The 16,787-nt window shown below is 58.9% G+C and carries 17 protein-coding genes; 6 read left to right on the top strand and 11 right to left on the bottom strand.

Annotation, left to right across the window (positions count from 1 at the left end; genetic code table 11):
* Nucleotides 1–2 precede the first annotated feature (2 nt).
* On the top strand, nt 3–257 hold the full coding sequence (gene rpsU / locus GA0061100_RS16790) for a 30S ribosomal protein S21 (protein ID WP_075853856.1): 255 nt from the start codon (nt 3–5) through the stop codon (nt 255–257).
* A 1,480-nt stretch (nt 258–1,737) separates the two neighbouring features.
* Here rpsU and GA0061100_RS16795 read toward each other — a convergent pair.
* The 3 genes from GA0061100_RS16795 to GA0061100_RS16805 all read right to left on the bottom strand — a co-directional run bounded on the left by GA0061100_RS16795 (nt 1,738) and on the right by GA0061100_RS16805 (nt 3,358).
* Nucleotides 1,738–2,031, bottom strand: a complete 294-nt coding sequence (locus GA0061100_RS16795) for a type II toxin-antitoxin system RelE/ParE family toxin (protein WP_075853857.1) — start codon at nt 2,029–2,031, stop codon at nt 1,738–1,740.
* Nucleotides 2,028–2,321: an antitoxin of toxin-antitoxin stability system gene (locus GA0061100_RS16800; protein ID WP_208621550.1), complete on the bottom strand. Its 294-nt coding sequence runs from the start codon at nt 2,319–2,321 to the stop codon at nt 2,028–2,030. Before GA0061100_RS16800 ends, GA0061100_RS16795 begins: the two co-directional genes overlap by 4 nt.
* A 146-nt stretch (nt 2,322–2,467) precedes the next feature.
* A complete protein-coding gene (locus GA0061100_RS16805; RefSeq protein ID WP_075853858.1) occupies nt 2,468–3,358 on the bottom strand; it encodes a LysR family transcriptional regulator in 891 nt (296 codons plus the stop codon).
* A gap of 69 nt (nt 3,359–3,427) precedes the next feature.
* On the opposite strand from GA0061100_RS16805, the gene GA0061100_RS16810 reads away from it, so the two are divergent.
* Complete coding sequence (locus GA0061100_RS16810) at nt 3,428–4,399, top strand: quinone oxidoreductase family protein (RefSeq protein ID WP_075853859.1); 972 nt, start codon at nt 3,428–3,430, stop codon at nt 4,397–4,399.
* Between the two features lie 531 nt (nt 4,400–4,930).
* On the opposite strand, the gene GA0061100_RS16815 is transcribed toward GA0061100_RS16810, so the two are convergent.
* The 7 genes from GA0061100_RS16815 to GA0061100_RS16845 form a co-directional block, all read right to left on the bottom strand.
* Nucleotides 4,931–6,130: a LysR family transcriptional regulator gene (locus GA0061100_RS16815; RefSeq protein WP_075853860.1), complete on the bottom strand. Its 1,200-nt coding sequence runs from the start codon at nt 6,128–6,130 to the stop codon at nt 4,931–4,933.
* Nucleotides 6,127–7,011, bottom strand: a complete 885-nt coding sequence (locus tag GA0061100_RS16820; protein ID WP_143525454.1) for an NAD(P)-dependent oxidoreductase — start codon at nt 7,009–7,011, stop codon at nt 6,127–6,129. The genes GA0061100_RS16815 and GA0061100_RS16820 overlap by 4 nt, the downstream gene beginning before the upstream one ends.
* A 73-nt stretch (nt 7,012–7,084) precedes the next feature.
* Nucleotides 7,085–8,254: an ABC transporter substrate-binding protein gene (locus GA0061100_RS16825; RefSeq protein WP_075853862.1), complete on the bottom strand. Its 1,170-nt coding sequence runs from the start codon at nt 8,252–8,254 to the stop codon at nt 7,085–7,087.
* Between the two features lie 114 nt (nt 8,255–8,368).
* Nucleotides 8,369–9,079 (bottom strand): ABC transporter ATP-binding protein, encoded by a 711-nt coding sequence (locus GA0061100_RS16830; RefSeq protein WP_075853863.1) that lies wholly within the window; start codon nt 9,077–9,079, stop codon nt 8,369–8,371.
* Nucleotides 9,072–9,827, bottom strand: a complete 756-nt coding sequence (locus GA0061100_RS16835) for an ABC transporter ATP-binding protein (RefSeq protein WP_075853864.1) — start codon at nt 9,825–9,827, stop codon at nt 9,072–9,074. The genes GA0061100_RS16830 and GA0061100_RS16835 overlap by 8 nt, the downstream gene beginning before the upstream one ends.
* Nucleotides 9,824–10,873 carry a branched-chain amino acid ABC transporter permease gene (locus tag GA0061100_RS16840; protein ID WP_075854297.1) on the bottom strand — a complete coding sequence of 350 codons (1,050 nt, stop codon included), beginning with the start codon at nt 10,871–10,873 and terminating at the stop codon, nt 9,824–9,826. Before GA0061100_RS16840 ends, GA0061100_RS16835 begins: the two co-directional genes overlap by 4 nt.
* Nucleotides 10,873–11,727: a branched-chain amino acid ABC transporter permease gene (locus GA0061100_RS16845; protein WP_075853865.1), complete on the bottom strand. Its 855-nt coding sequence runs from the start codon at nt 11,725–11,727 to the stop codon at nt 10,873–10,875. Before GA0061100_RS16845 ends, GA0061100_RS16840 begins: the two co-directional genes overlap by 1 nt.
* A gap of 286 nt (nt 11,728–12,013) precedes the next feature.
* On the opposite strand from GA0061100_RS16845, the gene GA0061100_RS16850 reads away from it, so the two are divergent.
* Genes GA0061100_RS16850 through GA0061100_RS16865 form a run of 4 tightly spaced genes read left to right on the top strand, consistent with a single transcriptional unit; the run spans nt 12,014 to nt 15,461 of the window.
* The gene (locus GA0061100_RS16850) at nt 12,014–12,748 is read left to right on the top strand and encodes a PIG-L deacetylase family protein (RefSeq protein ID WP_075853866.1); all 735 of its coding nucleotides are present in this window, start codon (nt 12,014–12,016) and stop codon (nt 12,746–12,748) included.
* A 20-nt stretch (nt 12,749–12,768) separates the two neighbouring features.
* Nucleotides 12,769–13,731, top strand: a complete 963-nt coding sequence (locus GA0061100_RS16855; RefSeq protein ID WP_075853867.1) for a VOC family protein — start codon at nt 12,769–12,771, stop codon at nt 13,729–13,731.
* A gap of 1 nt (nt 13,732) precedes the next feature.
* A complete protein-coding gene (locus tag GA0061100_RS16860) occupies nt 13,733–14,404 on the top strand; it encodes a 4-carboxy-4-hydroxy-2-oxoadipate aldolase/oxaloacetate decarboxylase (RefSeq protein ID WP_075853868.1) in 672 nt (223 codons plus the stop codon).
* Complete coding sequence (locus tag GA0061100_RS16865) at nt 14,397–15,461, top strand: 4-oxalomesaconate tautomerase (protein WP_075853869.1); 1,065 nt, start codon at nt 14,397–14,399, stop codon at nt 15,459–15,461. Before GA0061100_RS16860 ends, GA0061100_RS16865 begins: the two co-directional genes overlap by 8 nt.
* A gap of 68 nt (nt 15,462–15,529) precedes the next feature.
* Here the strand turns inward: GA0061100_RS16865 and GA0061100_RS16870 are convergent, their stop codons facing one another.
* Nucleotides 15,530–16,786 carry an NAD(P)/FAD-dependent oxidoreductase gene (locus GA0061100_RS16870; protein ID WP_075853870.1) on the bottom strand — a complete coding sequence of 419 codons (1,257 nt, stop codon included), beginning with the start codon at nt 16,784–16,786 and terminating at the stop codon, nt 15,530–15,532.
* Between the last annotated feature and the right edge of the window lies 1 nt (nt 16,787).

A 16,787-nucleotide genomic window follows, 5' to 3' on the forward strand; every position in this document is an offset into this window, starting at 1 on the left:
AATTGCAGGTTTTTGTGCGGGATAATAACGTTGATCAAGCGCTTCGCGCTTTGAAGAAAAAGCTGCAGCGCGAAGGCGTCTTTCGAGAAATGAAGGCCCGCAGCGTCTACGAAAAGCTGTCGGAGAAGCGTGCGCGTGAAAAAGCCGATGCGGTTCGCCGTGCACGTAAGCTTGCCCGTAAGCTTGCCCGTAAGCAGGCACAGCAGGAGGGGTTTCTCCCGGCACCCAAAAAGAAGGCGATCGGACGGGCGCGCTGAGCGCCGTCCTTTCGGTAAATTTCGTCTTGGTGGCAGAGCCGCAAATGGTATTCGTTGTTAGAATGAGGTAACGCATGACCGCGACAAAAGACCGTTTCTTCAAGCCGGGTCAGACCTCGGCGGAATCGAAATTGGCCCAGACAGACGTTGCCGCAAGGGATATTGTCGACGAGCGATCCGTGAGAAAAAGACGGAGAGACTTCGCGCACTCCTCCGCTTAGCCCAGCGCCCTGTGGAGACGCCAAAAAAAGAAGGGGCGGCTTAAGTCAAACTCAACCAAGAGTTAAAGCCATAGCGATCGCAGATCTGCGACTTGTCGATCTTCAGGTCGCTTCCAACGCTTTTACATAGAGCGCCGCGTACTCACAGCACACCGCGCTGTGAGGCTGGTGTGTGATCTATCTCAAAATCTGATCAAAATGTGAAGATTGGTAAATCCTGGGGATCATGTCGATAACCCAGTTCAAGTGGCTTGGGCAACAATCGCACGCGCCATTTACATAGATGAGCCAGGCGTAACGTAAGACGACAAGGGACTCCTTGCTGAAGCTACAGCGATACCTTTTGGTGCTGTGCGCAATAACCTTGAATCAATCTTTGGAAGCTGATCATTCGTTTCAATAGATACCGGACTATCGATGCGCCTTTTGCCCATCGAGATAACCGTGTTCGAAGGCTTTTGCGAGTGCGCTTCCCGCTGGATAGGGATTTTCTTCATCCTCCCTTTCGCGCATACCAGCGCCACCTCCACGCTCATAGGCTCGTCTGGTTGCCTCATCCAAAGCTTGCGAACATTTGGCGCCGATCGTTTCGACTTTTCTCGGACTACACGGCTCCGGCCCCAACCGGGATGGGGTGAGGGGGTTCTGGGCATGCATAGATCTTTCCTCCCTAAAGCATAAAGCGGCCTGCCGTGGATGATCCGAGCAAGTTTATGGGTTTTCTGAAACGCTGACCTGCAAGGATCTCGCCGCCGCTAGAGGCGCCAACCGCACTTTCGATAGGCTACGAAAGAGGAGCGCGGCGATGATGGAGCATTATCGTTCGCCGTTTAAGGCTATTTGATGCACTGAGGCTTAGGGGATTTATTGTTTCTGCTCTTGGCGGACGATATTTCCGTGTCAAAAGCCTACTTGAAATTGGTGCCTATCAGATGAGGTGTTCGATCGGTGCCCGGAAATGTCCAACTGATCAGCTCGGATGTGTCAGACGCGGCTAGAGGCGATTGCTTTGCATGTCAGCGCGAAGTCATGCTGCGTCGCAGCGCGCATGGCTGCATTGTACAATAAAAGATTTCCAGTCGCCCATGAATCGGACATTATGCTTGCAGCTGATGCACATGGCGGTCTTTTCCTCTCAGTGCCGCCGCGTCGACTGTTCCCTCTGGAGTTTTTGAAACCTTCATACCTAAACGCCGCGGATCTTTCCGGCGGCCCATTTTTTCTTCGGGCTCCACGCACATTTCAGTTGAGCGCGGCGATTAGTCTTCCTGGGTGGGCGGCCATTGCCGGGCGGTATGTACGAGCGCCAATACCCATGCCCTGTTTGCTGCTTCGTCCACTTCGCAGACGAGCCGGTAGCTTTCATGCGGGATGAATTCATGTGTGCCGGGGATCTTGCCCATACGGCTGAGCATCGGGAAATCGCCGGGCTTGCCAGTCGCCTCGCTGAACAGCTTGTCCGTCTTGAGCGCCGCACGCGGATTCTCGACCGCGATGTAATCGACAATATCGGCTCGATCCTGTCGCGCCACCGCAACCCATCTGACTTTCACAGATCCGCCTCATCGATCCGGCGGCGCAGCTCCGCGCGGCGTGCCGTCGCGTTGGCTTCCACTTCCTCATTGGAGACGTGCATGCCGGCGTCACGCTGTCCACGTGCGATCTCCACTTTGCGACGCAAGTAATCATCGTACTGTCGCGTCTGCTGGCGACGGTTGATATATTCACGCATCAGTTTGCGCGGCACCTGGGCCGCCGGTCGGTCATCCGCGGCGGCTTCGGCCATGAACGTATCGCGCAACTCCGGTTCCAGTTTCATCGTGAAAACGGCTTTCGTCGACATGGCGAGCTCCTTTTGCTGTATTGGGTATATACCAAGGCATTACCATTGTCTCCCCGATACTCATCGGCGGGCCGTACGCGAGCCAACGCATATTTCCAAAGTATGTGAATCGATGTCGCCGAACGACCCCGCCAGTCCTCGAAATTTCAATAGCTTGTAGTGCTAACTTTCCGCCTGCTAAACGCAAGTTTCAGAGCATCAGCGACGGCTCGGATAGCAGGAACGGTCGCGACTTCGGAATGTACGACGAGCCAGACCTCCCGCGTCAGAAGAGGTTTATCGCCAATACGCTGCAGCCCTGCCAACACTTCCGGGGCGAAATCAGGCAAGATGACGGCTCCGCCGGCAGCTCTGGCTGCGGCTGCCTGATATTCCAGAACTGAAGACTTGATTGTGACGGGACGATCTCCCGCCACTTCCTGCAGGCGGACCTGCTGCGGCGATGATTTCATAGAGTCATCGTAGCCGATAAAAGTCCAGTCTTCGGGAGAAATGGTCCGGAGGTACTCTGGCGATGCGTAGAGGTTAAAGTTGATCGTTCCGAGCTTCGCGATCGAATAATCACCTTCCTCAGGGCGCGACATCCGAATGGCGATGTCCGCCTCTCGTCGGTTAAGGGAGGCAAAGCGCTTTTCACCGAGCAAGGTGACCTGAATTCCGGGAAATTCCCTCCTGATATCGACGATCGGCTGCACGAGGAGTGCCATCGACAAAGCGGGCGGCGCACTGATGCGTACGTGGCCTCGCGCTTCCGTCGGGCTGCTGCGTCCCAATTGCTCGATCACCATCATCTGGCTTGCAATAGGGGCGGCGAGACTTGCGACCTGCTCACCGTCCGGCGTGAGGACGATACGGCGCCCGCGTCGGTCAACCAGCTTTCGCCCCAGCTTCGCCTCCAGTGATGCGACCCGCCGGCTGACGGTCGCATGCTCGACGCCAAGGTTCTTTGCGGCACCGAGCAAGGTTCCGACCGTTGCAAGCGCCAGAAAATGCCTGAGATCATCCCAATCGGGCTGTGTGAATTCCTTCCCATTCATTGGGCAACAATAGGGAATTTTCAATCGATACGCCATGGGGCACGATGCTGTGAATCAGGAGATAGACCAATGACAGACCAAATCGTAATGCTTGTCGCCCCCGGCGACGTCACCCAGTTCCGTGTCGAGGCACAGTCGATCGCACCACCGGCGGCCGGCGAAGTCAGGGTTCGCCATCAGGCGATCGGTACGAACTTCCTCGATATCTACCACCGTAAGGGCCTTTATCCGCTGCCAAGCTATCCGGCCGTAATCGGGGTTGAAGCCGCTGGTATGATCGAAGAGGTTGGACCTGGAGTCGACGGCTTTAAAGCGGGTGATCGTGTGGCTTATGCTGGTGCCCCAGTCGGAGCCTATTCTTCGGTCAGAAACATCGCTGCGGAGCGCTTGGTTCGCCTTCCGGATGGTATCCCGACCAAGACTGCAGCCGCGTCGCTTTTGAAGGGTATGACAGCGCATATGCTTCTTCAAAAGGTCTGCCAGATAGGTGGCGGCGACACCGTTCTCGTGCAGGCCGCCGCCGGCGGTCTCGGAAGCGTCCTTGTCCGCGGCGCGAAATCTTTGGGCGCGACCGTGATCGGTACAGTCAGTTCGAAGGAGAAGGCCGATCTGGCCAAGTCCTACGGGGTCGATCACCTGATCGTCGGCCGCGATGCTGATGTCGTCGCTGAGGTCAAGCGATTGACCGACAATCGTGGCGTCGATGTCGCCTATGATGGGATCGGTGGTGACATGCTGCTCAAGAGCATTCGCTCGGTCAAACCGTGGGGGATGGCGATAACGATAGGGCAGGCCGCAGGCCCGATCCCGCCCGTTGCTGTTGAGGAGCTTCGCCCCGGAAAATCGCTCTCGCATCCCAGCGTCATGGCCTGGTGCGCCGACATTGCCAGATACCAGGAGGCCGCACGGGCTGCAGTAAAATGGATGGAGGCAGGCGTCGGTTCACATATCAGCGGCGAATATGCCTTGGCCGAGATCGTCAAAGCGCATGAGGAGATTGAAACCGGTCGTTCGGCGGGAAGCATCCTTCTTCTTCCGTAGGCGTTCCTTAATTACAGCTCGGAAAACGGTCTCGGTATGACTTCGCGTGGGGAGGTATACGTGACACGATACGTATACCGCTGCGCTACCTCAACGCATCGACGTTGTCGTACTGGATCTTTCCCGGGATGTATCAACCGCCTAAAGCCGTCCGAATGGATCGAGCTAAAGGCGCAGCCAAAATGCATCCAGCAATTTGGAAACCACGAACTCTCAAAAGCGAGGCGATAACTTGGTCGCTATGTCGTCATGCGACGGTAACCACAAGAACAAAGTGATCGAGGCAAACGACCGATGAAGCCGAATCTTGGTGGTATATTGAATGCAGATCTTTGATGTGTCTTATCCAAAAGTGTAACTAAGCTATTCAAAATAATAAATTAAATATTGGAAAATCCAGAAAGCATTACAGGTTTATATCCGCTCGGAAAATCATGCGCGTTAAGTCGAAACCGGATCACCGGCCAGCTGGAGCACCTTGAGCCCGAGATCAAGAGCCGCTTGGTGTTTGCTCTATGTCAATAAATGTCCTTAGGGGACGGTATCGGTCTGCGTGACCAGATCCAGAAACAAACGTTGCGGAGCGGTCGGCAGCCAGGTCCTTCGCAACGTTAAGCCGATGGGTCTTGCCGTATGCTCCAGATGGAGCGGCAAGGCCTTGAGAAGGCCGCGGGTTAGCTCTGCCTGGGCCTGCAGAAAGGAGATGCATCCCAGATGATTGGTCCTGCTTAGAAGTTCTCGCATCAAGATCAGCGAGCTTGATTCGACGATCGCAGCCGGTCGTTTTGCCAAACCCTCGAACAGCGCGTCGAAATGCTTTCGGATCGGCGTTCCCTTCTGCCCGACGACCCAGGGATAGGATGCGAGTTCTTCAGGAGTAGGCTTTGCTTGTCCAACAAGCGGATGCCCGGTGCCGGCGACGACGACGATCGTGTCGGTGAATAGGAACCGCTGCTCGATGTCACCGATCGGAGCCGGTTCTCTCAGTGCCCCGATGAGGAAGTCGATTTCGCCGCGCCGAAGCCCGGCAAGCAGATCGGCATAGGGTCCCTCTAGGACATGGACCGGTGTCCGCGGACGAAGCTTTCTGAATTCGGCAATGGCTCTGGGGAGCACAAAGGATCGCGAAAGAGGCATCGCGCCGATGACGACGGTCCCGGCCTCCTCCTGATTTGCCTCGGCAAGGTCCACCTCGGCCTGGGCCAGCTCCGCCAATGCAAGACGTGCCGCCTGCGCGACCGAATTGGCCATCCGCGTGGCTACGATGCCATAGGAAGTCCGCTCGAAAAGCGCTCGCCCCGCTTCTTCCTCGAGCTGAGTGACGGCTCTGTGGACGGTCGGTTGCGCGACACCCAGTTTCTTTGCTGCAAGGGTGAAGTTCTCGCACTCGCGCACGGCGATTAACGCACGAAGCTGCGAGGTGGTCGCAACCAGCTTTAGGCGTGGACTGAGCTCGTTCAATGCCGGGTCAAGGTAGCCGAACGCCCGTTTCACCCGCTCCGCCAGAAGATCGCCCCGACTATTTGCAAAAAGGCCTTGAGGCGTCCTGGTGAATAATGTCGTCCGCAGCTCACGCTCGATTTTTGTCAGCGCCTGCGTCACCGCCGGCTGCGAAAGATGGCTGGTTGCGGCGGCCTTGGTCACGGATTTGGTGTCTATGACGGCGAGGAAGACCCGCAGATGCCGAAGATTGTGCTGGATTTGCGCTGTCGAAGGTGTCTCGTCGTTCAATCCGGGTAGGACTCCAAGATCATGTCGGCTCTTGCTTCGAGGGTACTTGCCTCGGGTCGAATAACGAGTTCACCGATCTGGCGCTGCCAGTCCGCGGTCGCAACGGCCATGCGGTCTGGCAGTCCCAATTCCCTCAGGGTGGCAGCGACTTCGACCATCTCCGAAGCCCGCCGCTTTCCGTGAACCATCATTCTTTCAAGGTTGTAGGCGGCCCGCATGTTCCAGTCTATCCCCGGATCGGAGGATTGAAGAGAGGCAAGCACCGCTTTTTCCACGCCGGCCCTTCGAGCCGCCAGAAAGCATTCCGCCGTCAAGGCCTCGAAACCCTTGATCATGACAGAGCGAAGCATCTTGACAGACGAAGCCTCTCCGACATTGCTGCCGGCAAGCTTTGCATTCATATGCAATTCCGCCAGCGCGGCCTGCGCCTGCTCGGCTGCCGCGCCCGATACCAGGAGCGGCGTGCGATGGCGGGCAGGGTGCACGGGAGACATGACCGCAACGTCGACATAGATGGCTCCAGCTGCTTCGACGATTCCGGCAGCCATCGCCTTCGTCTTCGGCGAGCAGGAGTTGCAGTCGAGATACAGGACGCCAGAGGCCAGAAAGCTTGCCGCACGCTCGGCTGCTTGCAGAGCATTGTCCGCCGTCACGAGACTGAACACAATCCTTTTGGCTGCAAGCGCCTCGCCCGGAGTGCCGGCGCAGTGGACACCAAGGCTATCGCATGTCTCACGCAGTCCCGTTCGAAGAGCGGGGTCTTCGACTTTCAAGTCGAAGGTCGAGATGGCGCCGTGCCCTTCCACGCCCAGGATTTCCGAACGCCATCCCGAGACGAAAGCCTGTGCCGCTTCGCCAAACCCGATCAGACCTATCGTCATCAAACACTCTCCACCCTTTACTGCGGCATGGTTTTTGAAGGGGGCGGAAACAATGCGCCGCCCCCGGCAAGAACTAGTGTGCTGGATCTTTCACGTTTTCGATCGTTTGGAATTCCGTGTTGTAGAATTCGTCGCCGACCTTCTCGACCTTGCGCATGTAGATGTTCTGCACGATGTCGCGCGTCTGCGGGTCGATCGAAATCGGGCCGCGCGGACTTTGAAGCTGCATTCCCTCGGCAGCTTTCACAAAGGTATCGCCCGTCGCGTCACCCTTCGTCTTGTCGAGCGTCTTATAGATGAGATCGAGCGCGTCCCACGCCGCTGCGGCGACCATGTTCGGGCGCATGCCGTTGTTGTTCTTCTTGAAGGCGTCGACGAAGGTCTGGTTTTCCGGCGATGCGTGGTTCGTCGAGTAGGGACCGCCGGTGATGACGCCAAGGGCCGGCGCGCCCATATCGTTGAGGAGATCGTCGTCGGTGACGTCGGCCATCGCGATGACCTTGATGCCGGATTTATCCAGTCCGCGTTCGACGAACTGCTTCATGAATGCTGCGCCAGCGCCGGTTGGAACGAAGACGAACAGGCCTTCCGGCTTTTCGTCGGCCGCGCGCTGAAGGAACGGCGCGAAATCCGGGTTTGCGAGCGGGACCTTCAGCTTCGAGATCACGGAACCGCCATTGGCTTCGAGCGTTTTGGAGAACCATTCTTCTGCATCTGCGCCCGGACCGTAATCCGAGACGATGCTGACGAACTTCTTCGTGCCGTTTTCGGGCGCCCATTTGCCGATGACGCTTGCGACCTGCGGAATGGTCCAGGACGTGCGCAGCATGTAGGGCGACGCCTTCATGATCGAGGACGTCGCTGCAACCATGATGATCTGCGGGATCTTGGCGCGCTTGGAAATCTGCGCAACCGAAAGGGCGGTTGGCGTGTTGCCAAACCCGGTCAGGATCGAAACCTTGTCGCTCGTGACGAGTTCCTGCGAGATGCGCAGGGCGTTGTCTGCGGAGCTGCCATCGTCCTTGACAATAAATTCGACCTTCTTGCCGCCAGCGGTCTCTCCATGGGTCGCAACATAGGTCTTGAGTGCTGCGTTGATCTGGCGGCCATTCGACTGGAAGCCGCCGGTCATTGGGATGACGACGCCGACCTTGACTGTGTCTTCCGCCCTGGATGCGGTGGTCGTCGCGGCCACGATCGCAAGAGTGGCCATGATGCCGGTAATCATCTTTTTGGTATTCATTCTCTCCTCCTTCTTTCTTTGTTCGACATGCGGAAAGATCTCTCCCCGCAGCCCATCCTGTCGTTTCGTCTCACTTGCGTTCTGATTTCGGCTTGCGGTCGGTGTGGCGCTTCTTCATTCGGTTGTGCCCACGCCAAGGAACTTGCCCAGTGTCTGGCGATCCTCCGCCAGGCGGCTGCTGTCGCCGGAATAGGCGACGCTTCCCCGGTCGAGGATGATTGCCTTGTCGGTAATCGCGAGCAGTTGCTGTGCGTGTTGTTCGACGATGATTGCCGCAAGTCCCTCGCCGCGAACAATTCTGCGGATGGCCGCGAGAAGTTCCTCGACGATGATCGGCGCCAGTCCTTCCGTCGGTTCGTCGAGAAGCAGGAGGATTGGATTAAGCACGAGCGCACGGCCAATCGACAACATCTGCTGCTCTCCGCCGGAGAGCTGGTTTCCGAGGTTCGATCGCCGTTCCTTGAGCCGCGGGAAGAGATCGTAGACTGCTGACAGCGTCCATCGGCCGGGTCGAGCAACCGCCGTTATGTTTTCCTCGACCGTCAGCGACCGGAAAATTCCACGTTCCTGCGGAACCCAACCGATGCCGGCCTCGACACGCCGTTCGGGCGGCATGCCTTGAATAGCCGTACCCTGCAGCCGGATCGACCCTGATCGATATCGGGTCAAGCCGACGATCGTGTTGAGGGTCGTCGTCTTGCCGACGCCATTGCGCCCCAAAAGTGCGACGGCTGTTCCAGGCTCGACCGATAGGTTGACGCTATGAAGGACGGTCGCCTTGCCATATCCGGCAGAAAGGGATTCGATCCGCAGGAGCTCAGCCATGTGCTGCCCCTCCGAGATAGACTTCCTTGACGCGCTGATCCCTCGCGATCTGATCGACGCTACCTTCCGCAAACAATGCGCCGGCGACGAGAACGGAGATTCTATTGGCGAAATTGAATACCAGATCCATGTCGTGTTCGATCAGAAGGATCGATACGTCCGACGACAGCCTCGATATGTGTTGCATCACTTCCTTTCGATCGGCCTCGGGAACGCCGGCGGCCGGTTCGTCGAGCAACAGGACGCGCGGGCGGCAGGCGATTGCCAGCGCAATTTCGAGAAGGCGCTGTTTGCCATAGGGAAGGGCGAGACATTTTTCGTCTCCGACGCCATCGAGGCCGAAGTCTTTCAGCAGAGTTGCGATTTCCCGCTCGATGCCGGCAACGGCATGTGTCGGCCGAAGCCAGTTCCATCCGCGCCCGCTGCGTTCGCTGATGACGAGCGCGAGGCTTTCTATGACCGTCAGCCCGGCAAAGAGCTGATTGATCTGGAACGTGCGTACGAGGCCTTTCCGAACGCGGCGCTCGCGTTTCAGGCCAATGATGCTCTCCCCGTGGAGAATGACGTCGCCGCTGGACGGTTGCAAAACGCCGGTCAGGAGATTGATGAAGGTCGTCTTGCCGGCACCGTTCGGTCCGATCAGAGCATGGCGGGCGCCAGGTTCAAGCCGGAAGTTGACGTTCGTCGTAGCGTTCAGCGCGCCGAATGTCTTATTGAGATCCCGGGTCTCAAGGGCAGGGGTGGTCATGACTTGCCTCCCTCGGATGCCTTCGCCGGTGTTGACGTTTTGCGCATGGCGGGCACTTTTGCGGTGAGCCGTTCGACGATCTGTCTTGGCCGATCCCGCCCGGTCATGACGAAGGCGACGAGCAGTATGCCGAGCCAGAACTGCCAATATTGCGGTGTGACTGAAGAGAGCGCGTCCTGGATCAGTTCGTAGACCAGAGCTCCGATCAGGCCGCCATAGAGGTATCCCGTACCGCCGATGACAAGGACCATCAAACCATCGGCGGATTTCTGGAAGGAAAGCGCATCAAGCGAAACGAACTGCTGCGTTTGGCTGAAGAGTGCTCCGGCTACGGCGGCATAGGCTCCGGCCAGCGTGTAGATTGCGACGAGGCGGCCCTTGACCGGGATGCCGACGGCCGACGCTCGGAGCGGATTATCGCGGATGGCCTTCAGCGAATTACCGAAGGGAGACGCGACGATGTAACGGGCAAGAACGAAAAGGACGAAGAGAACCGAAAGGCTGTATGCGTACCCAACATGCCCATAGAGATCGAAATCGATCGTGCCGAAGAGCGGCTGGATGGTGATGCCCTGCAGACCGTCCGCGCCACCCGTCAGCCAGGTGGCCTGATTGGCGATTTCGAGCAGGACTGCCGCGACACCGAGCGTCACCATCAGTCGCGTAAGATCCGCACCGCGTAGAAGCAGGAAGCTGGTCGGCAGCGCGACGGCGGCCCCGGCAAAGGCTGCCACCAGGAGGCCGGTTAGAGGCTCTCCGGTCACGTAGATCGAGAACAAGCCGCTGGCGTAGGCGCCGACACCGTACATCGCGGCCTGGCCCAGCGTCACGATCCCGGCAAATCCGATTATCAGGTCGATCGACAGTGCAAGCAGGGCGAAGATGGCGATCTCGGTGAGGATGAGATGCTTGCCCGGCAGAAGAAACCAAGCCGCGACCGCCGCGATCCAGAACGCGATCTCAAGCGCACGCCAGCGGGTTTGCCGCCGAAGGCTTTCCTTGACCGAACTGGTGAGCGGATCTTGAGTATTGGCGGAAAGCGACATCATCCGGCCCTCGTGAAGAGTCCCTGCGGGCGGACGACGAGCACGGCCACGAGAACGATGTAGATGATGAAGCCGCCAAGCGATGGGACATAATATTTGCCGAGAACGTCGGCCACGCCGAGCAGGATCGAGGCGACCAGCGGTCCCGTCATGCTGGACGTTCCGCCGACCGAAACGACGATCAGGAAATAAACCATGAATTTCAGAGGGAAGGTCGGATCCAGGCCAAGGATTTCCGCACCCAGCGCGCCGCCGAGCCCTGCCAGACCTGATCCAACGGCAAAAGTTGCGGCGAAGATCGTATTAACGCGAATACCGATGCCACGGGCCACCCGCCGGTCATCGACGGACGCCCGTAGCCGGCTTCCGAAACGCGTATGGCTCAGGACGAGCTGCAGGCACGCGGCTAGCACGCCGCAAGTGACGATCAGGAATGCGCGATAGACGCCGATACCGACGCCCAATATCGTCACGCGCCCCTTCAAGAAATCCGGAAGGTCGAGGATCTGCTGCTGGGAGCCCATCAGATAATCCATACCGGCGACTGCGATGAAGACGATTCCGATGGAAAAGAGGACCTGGTCGAGATGAGTCTTGTCGAAGAGCCTGACATAGAGCGTCCGCTCAAGGACAAGCCCGAGGACGGCCGTCAATATGAAGGCGATCGGTAGCGTCAGCAGGAACGGCACGCCCCAGCGATTGGTCAGGACGACAGTGACGTAGCCGCCCGCCATTGCAAAGGCACCGTGCGCCAGGTTGATGAAGTTCATCAGACCAAGCGTGACTGCCAGCCCGCACGAAAGGATGAACAATAGCATTCCATAGGCAAGCCCATCGAACAGAAGGGTCAGCATCTCTCCTCCCCGTGTCAGCCGCCCTAATCGATATGGCAGAGCGCACTCTTGTTGATGGCCCGGATGAGATCGCCCAGGCCCGTTTCCATTCCTAAGGTGTCGGCAAGAGGGCGGAATTCCTATTTCAAAATGGTCTTCAAGATATAAGAAAAAGCTATAGCAATGAGCCTTCCGAGCTCACGGCCAATTCTCCTATAGCGAAAACTTATCGCTTCGATCGCAATTCCAAATTGGCAAACAGCCCCTTCAGGCATGAAATCCCGGTCGATCAGTAAGGAGACATCACATGTCGGAAAAGAAGACTGCGCTGGTGATCAGCGCGCATGCGGCGGATTTCGTCTGGCGGTGCGGGGGCGCAATCGCGCTGCATGCGCAGAAAGGCTACGAGGTGACGGTCGTCTGCCTTTCCTTCGGTGAGCGCGGTGAATCGGCAAAGCTCTGGAAAGAGCCGGGCATGACGCTCGATCGGGTGAAGGCCACTCGCCGATCCGAGGCAGAGAACGCCGCAAGCGCGCTTGGCGTGCACAATCTCATCAGCTTCGATCTGGGGGACTACCCGCTACGGCTGACAGACGATGACAAGTATCGTCTGGTCGATGTGATCAGAGACGTGCAGCCGTCCTTCATGCTCAGTCATTCGCAATATGATCCTTACAACACCGATCATATGTACGCGACGCAGGTTGCCCTCGAGACGCGGATGATCGCCCAGGCATGGGGCCATAATCCCGGCCAGAAGGTTCTTGGCGCACCGCAGCTTTATCTCTTCGAACCGCATCAGACGGAGCAGATGGGATGGAAGCCGGATGTCTTCCTTGATATCACCCCGGTCTGGGAAAAGAAGCGTGCGGCGATCGAGTGCATGGAAGGTCAGGAGCATCTCTGGGAGTTCTATACCCGGGTTGCTCAGAATCGGGCCAACCACTTCCAGCGAAATTCTGGCGGCCAGTCCGGTGGACGGGCTGCGAAGTATGCGGAAGGCTTCCAGTCGGTCTTTCCGCGAACGGTCGATGAGCTTTGATCGGCTCGGGGAGGGCAGAGATGGAACCATGCTTCGACATCGCGCATCTGGCGCACGTCGAGATGTACACGAACAAATTCGATGAAAGTCTCGACTTCTTTCTGCGGGTCTACGGTCTGACGCTTTCCGGCCAGGATGAAAAATCCGCCTATCTCAGGGCGTGGGATGATTATGAATTCCACACGCTCAAGCTCACGCGCCACCACACAACCGGCGTCGGGCACATCGCCTATCGGGCATCGTCTCCCGAGGCGTTCGAGCGAAGGGTCAAGGCGATCGAGGCGAGCGGCTATAAGGTGCTTGGCTGGACCGACGGCGATCCGGGCCATGGTCGTTCCTTCCGGTTCGAAGATCCTTTCGGGCATGTGTTCGAGATCTACTATGATACGGTCCGCTTCCGCCCGTCCGACGCCGAAAGGCCAGCTCTGAAGAACGTTGCGTCGCGCTACCATGGGCAGGGCTGCCATCCGAGGCGGCTCGATCACCTGAACCTTTTGGCTTCGGATGTTTCGGAGTTCAGGCGGTTCATGCAGACCTGCCTGGGATCTCGTGTCACCGAAATGATCGAGCTCGACAACGGGCGGATCGGCGGCTGCTGGTTCACGATCAACAACAAGGGCTACGACCTTGCGTGCACGGAGGAGCATGGCCGCGGAGACGCGCGCCTGCACCATGTCACCTACGCGACGGACAGCCGCGAAGACATTCTGCGTGCTGCCGACATATTCCTGGAAAACGGCGTTCACATCGAAACCGGCCCCCACAAGCACGCCATCCAGGGAACGTTCTTTCTATACGTCTGGGAGCCGGCCGGTAACCGCGTCGAGCTCGCCAATGCGGGCGCGCGCCTCATCCTTGCGCCGGATTGGGAACCGGTGGTCTGGACCGAGGCCGAGCGCAGGAAGGGGCAAGCCTGGGGATTGAAGACCATCGAGACATTTCACACCCACGGCACGCCACCGGCGGGAACGAAGGGAGACTGACATGGGCGTCGTCGTACAGAACATCGAACGTGTGGACGCGTCGATCATCGATCGGCTTGCTTCGGCAGGTGTCGCCACCGTCCATGAAGCCCAGGGCCGCAGGGGAATGCTCGCAAGCCACATGCGGCCGATCTATCCGGGTGCCCAGATCGCAGGATCGGCGGTGACGATTTCGGCTCCTCCCGGCGACAACTGGATGATCCATGTTGCGATCGAGCAGATCAGGGAAGGCGACGTGCTCGTTCTTGCGCCGACCTCGCCTTGCGACAACGGCTATTTCGGGGATCTGCTGGCAACTTCGGCGCTCGCTCGCGGATGCCGCGGGTTGATCATTGATGCAGGTGTCCGCGACATCCGCGATCTCACGGCAATGAAGTTTCCCGTCTGGTCGAAGGTCGTTTCCGCTCAGGGAACGGTGAAGGAGACGCTTGGCTCGGTCAATATCCCGATCGTCTGCGCAGGCGCGCATGTCGACGCCGGGGATATCATCGTGGCGGACGACGACGGCGTCTGTGTCGTCAAGCGCGCGGAGGCCGAACAGGTTGCTGCGGCTGCCGAGAGGCGGGTCGCCAACGAGGAAGCGAAGCGCAAGCGGCTTGCTGCCGGCGAGCTCGGCCTCGATATCTACGACATGCGGACCAAACTGGCTGAGAAGGGCCTCAAATATGTATGAGGACGGCATCCCCTGCCTTTGGATGCGCGGTGGCACATCGAAGGGAGCTTATTTCCTGGCTGGAGACCTTCCCGGCGATCAACAGGAGCGCGATCGGCTGCTCCTTGCGATCATGGGATCACCCGATCCACGGCAGATCGATGGAATAGGAGGGGCTGATCCGTTGACGTCGAAGGTTGCGGTGCTCTCGCCCCCGACCCGCGATGACGCCGACGTCGACTATCTGTTTCTGCAGGTTTTCGTCGACAAAGCGCTCGTCAGCGACGCCCAGGGGTGTGGAAACATCCTGGCCGGCGTCGGCCCTGCCGCTATCGAGCGCGGACTGGTATCCGTTGTGGGCGATGTCACGTCCGTGAGGATCCACATGGTCAATTCCGGCGAGGTGGCGGTCGCCAGGATCGCGACACCGGACGGAAAGGTGAGCTATGCCGGCGAGACGAGCATCGCCGGCGTGCCGGGACGTCATGCCGCAATTCCGATCCTGTTTACGAACACTGAAGGATCGATGTGCGGAGCGTTGCTGCCGACCGGCAACGCGGTTGATATGATCGACGGTATCGAGGCGACGCTGATCGATAACGGCATGCCGTGCGTCATCATGCGAGCGTCGGATTTCGGTTTGACGGGCGAGGAGTCGCGTGAAGAGCTCGAAGGTAACGACGCGGTCAAGCAACGAATAGAGTCCATTCGGCTGCAAGCCGGGCCGATGATGAATCTTGGCGATGTCACTACGGCTTCGGTCCCGAAAATGACGCTGATCTCGGAACCGAAGCACGGAGGCGCGATCAGTACCCGCAGTTTCATCCCCCATCGCGTGCACGCTTCTGTCGGCGTCCTCGCAGCGGTAACGGTGGCGACCACTACGCGACTGGCAGGCTCTCCCGCGCAAGGGCTTTCGGTTGCTCCGCGCGACGGGCGCTACAGGATCGAACATCCGAGCGGAGACATGGAAGTCTTTCTCGACCTCGACGGCGATGGGAAGATCCAAGGGGCAGGCACCATCCGAACCGCCCGAAAGCTGTTCGATGGCAGGGTCTTCCCAGCTCCCATCCCCTGATTGCGACCTCACCGGTTCGGCTCCTATCGGGAACGTTCATTCGGGATTTGCGTCGGGCACGCGACCGGTCATTGCCCAAAACGGTTGGGTAGAAAGGGGCATGCGTTGTCACTGATACGACGTTCCAGCGCATCGAGTACCAGATCCGCGGTTTTGGGAGCTGCCGCGATACCGACATGCCCGTGGCCGAACGCGGCGATCAGGCTGGGATGGCGCGATAGCGGGCCGATCACCGGGAGTCCGTCGGGTGTAGATGGGCGATGTCCCATCCAGAGACGAAGGCTCGGTGTCTTGTCGGTGGACAGATAGGGGTAGCTCGCCAGAGCATGCCGTTGCAGCACCTGCGCGCGCTCCCAATTCGGGGGTTTGTTCACGGTTGCAAGCTCGACCTGGCCCGAAAGGCGCAGACCCATGTTGGTCGGCGTGTTGGCCATCCGGCCAGTGCTCGGCATCACGGGAATTTCGAAGGGTGTTTGCCCCGATGTTACAGTCACATGGTAACCCCGTTCGCTCTGCATCGGAATGCGCACGCCGAGCGGGCGAAGCAGGCGGTTGGAGTGTATGCCTGCAGCCACGACGATGCGGTCAGCAGATAGCGTCTCGCCACCCTCAAGTACCGCTTGAGGCGTCACACCGTCCAGGATGGCTGTCACGGCGGACTGGTGGAATTGTACGCCCTTGCGTCGCGCAGCTTCCACAATGCCGGCGACATAGCGTCCTGTGTCGCGGCAATGGGCGCCGTTGACCACATGGATGGCGAACCTATAGGGGGGGCCTAGAGCCGGGAGCCTCTGTCGGATTTCGGTCTCGTCCCACTCCACATATGCAACGCCGTTTTCTCGGCGCAGCTCCCAGCTTAGCGCTTCGGCCTCGAAGGAAGCCCGGTCGGGATAGGCGTAGAGTAGCCCTTTTTGAAGAACGAGCTGCTCCTGCCCGGTCTTTCGGGCGAGTTCCAGATGTCGCTCAGGGCCATCGTGCAGCAGGAAGCTCAGCAATTTCGCCGTCCGGCGCACGCGGGTCTTGCTGGCGCCGGCCCACAAAAACCGCAGGAGCCAGGGTGTCAGCTGCGGTAGTGACCTCCAATCGATCGTCAGCGGCCCGTTCCGATCGAGAAGGAAGCCGGGAACCTTCCGCCACAGACCGGGCATGCTCATCGGTATGATCGAGGCCGGGCTGATCCAGCCGCCGTTGCCATAGCTTGCGCCGGCTTCGCTGCCCGGCGCGTTGCCATCGCAAAGCGCGACATCCCAGCCGGCTTCCGCCAACCTCAATGCTGCGGTGGCACCGATAATGCCCGCGCCGACCACGATTACCTTGCCTGTCATT

Origin of the sequence: Martinezella hainanensis (assembly GCF_900094555.1) — a bacterium.
GTDB lineage: Bacteria > Pseudomonadota > Alphaproteobacteria > Rhizobiales > Rhizobiaceae > Rhizobium > Rhizobium hainanense.

What these genes read in the sequence shown, in the direction of transcription:
- GA0061100_RS16825 (WP_075853862.1), bottom strand. Translation starts at nt 8,254, where the DNA reads ATGAATACCAAAAAGATGATTACCGGCATCATGGCCACTCTTGCGATC.
- GA0061100_RS16870 (WP_075853870.1), bottom strand. Translation starts at nt 16,786, where the DNA reads ATGACAGGCAAGGTAATCGTGGTCGGCGCGGGCATTATCGGTGCCACC.
- GA0061100_RS16850 (WP_075853866.1), top strand. Translation starts at nt 12,014, where the DNA reads ATGTCGGAAAAGAAGACTGCGCTGGTGATCAGCGCGCATGCGGCGGAT.
- GA0061100_RS16855 (WP_075853867.1), top strand. Translation starts at nt 12,769, where the DNA reads ATGGAACCATGCTTCGACATCGCGCATCTGGCGCACGTCGAGATGTAC.
- GA0061100_RS16800 (WP_208621550.1), bottom strand. Translation starts at nt 2,321, where the DNA reads ATGTCGACGAAAGCCGTTTTCACGATGAAACTGGAACCGGAGTTGCGC.
- GA0061100_RS16830 (WP_075853863.1), bottom strand. Translation starts at nt 9,079, where the DNA reads ATGGCTGAGCTCCTGCGGATCGAATCCCTTTCTGCCGGATATGGCAAG.
- GA0061100_RS16805 (WP_075853858.1), bottom strand. Translation starts at nt 3,358, where the DNA reads ATGAATGGGAAGGAATTCACACAGCCCGATTGGGATGATCTCAGGCAT.
- GA0061100_RS16810 (WP_075853859.1), top strand. Translation starts at nt 3,428, where the DNA reads ATGACAGACCAAATCGTAATGCTTGTCGCCCCCGGCGACGTCACCCAG.
- GA0061100_RS16820 (WP_143525454.1), bottom strand. Translation starts at nt 7,011, where the DNA reads ATGACGATAGGTCTGATCGGGTTTGGCGAAGCGGCACAGGCTTTCGTC.
- GA0061100_RS16840 (WP_075854297.1), bottom strand. Translation starts at nt 10,873, where the DNA reads ATGTCGCTTTCCGCCAATACTCAAGATCCGCTCACCAGTTCGGTCAAG.
- GA0061100_RS16860 (WP_075853868.1), top strand. Translation starts at nt 13,733, where the DNA reads ATGGGCGTCGTCGTACAGAACATCGAACGTGTGGACGCGTCGATCATC.
- GA0061100_RS16865 (WP_075853869.1), top strand. Translation starts at nt 14,397, where the DNA reads ATGTATGAGGACGGCATCCCCTGCCTTTGGATGCGCGGTGGCACATCG.
- GA0061100_RS16835 (WP_075853864.1), bottom strand. Translation starts at nt 9,827, where the DNA reads ATGACCACCCCTGCCCTTGAGACCCGGGATCTCAATAAGACATTCGGC.
- GA0061100_RS16845 (WP_075853865.1), bottom strand. Translation starts at nt 11,727, where the DNA reads ATGCTGACCCTTCTGTTCGATGGGCTTGCCTATGGAATGCTATTGTTC.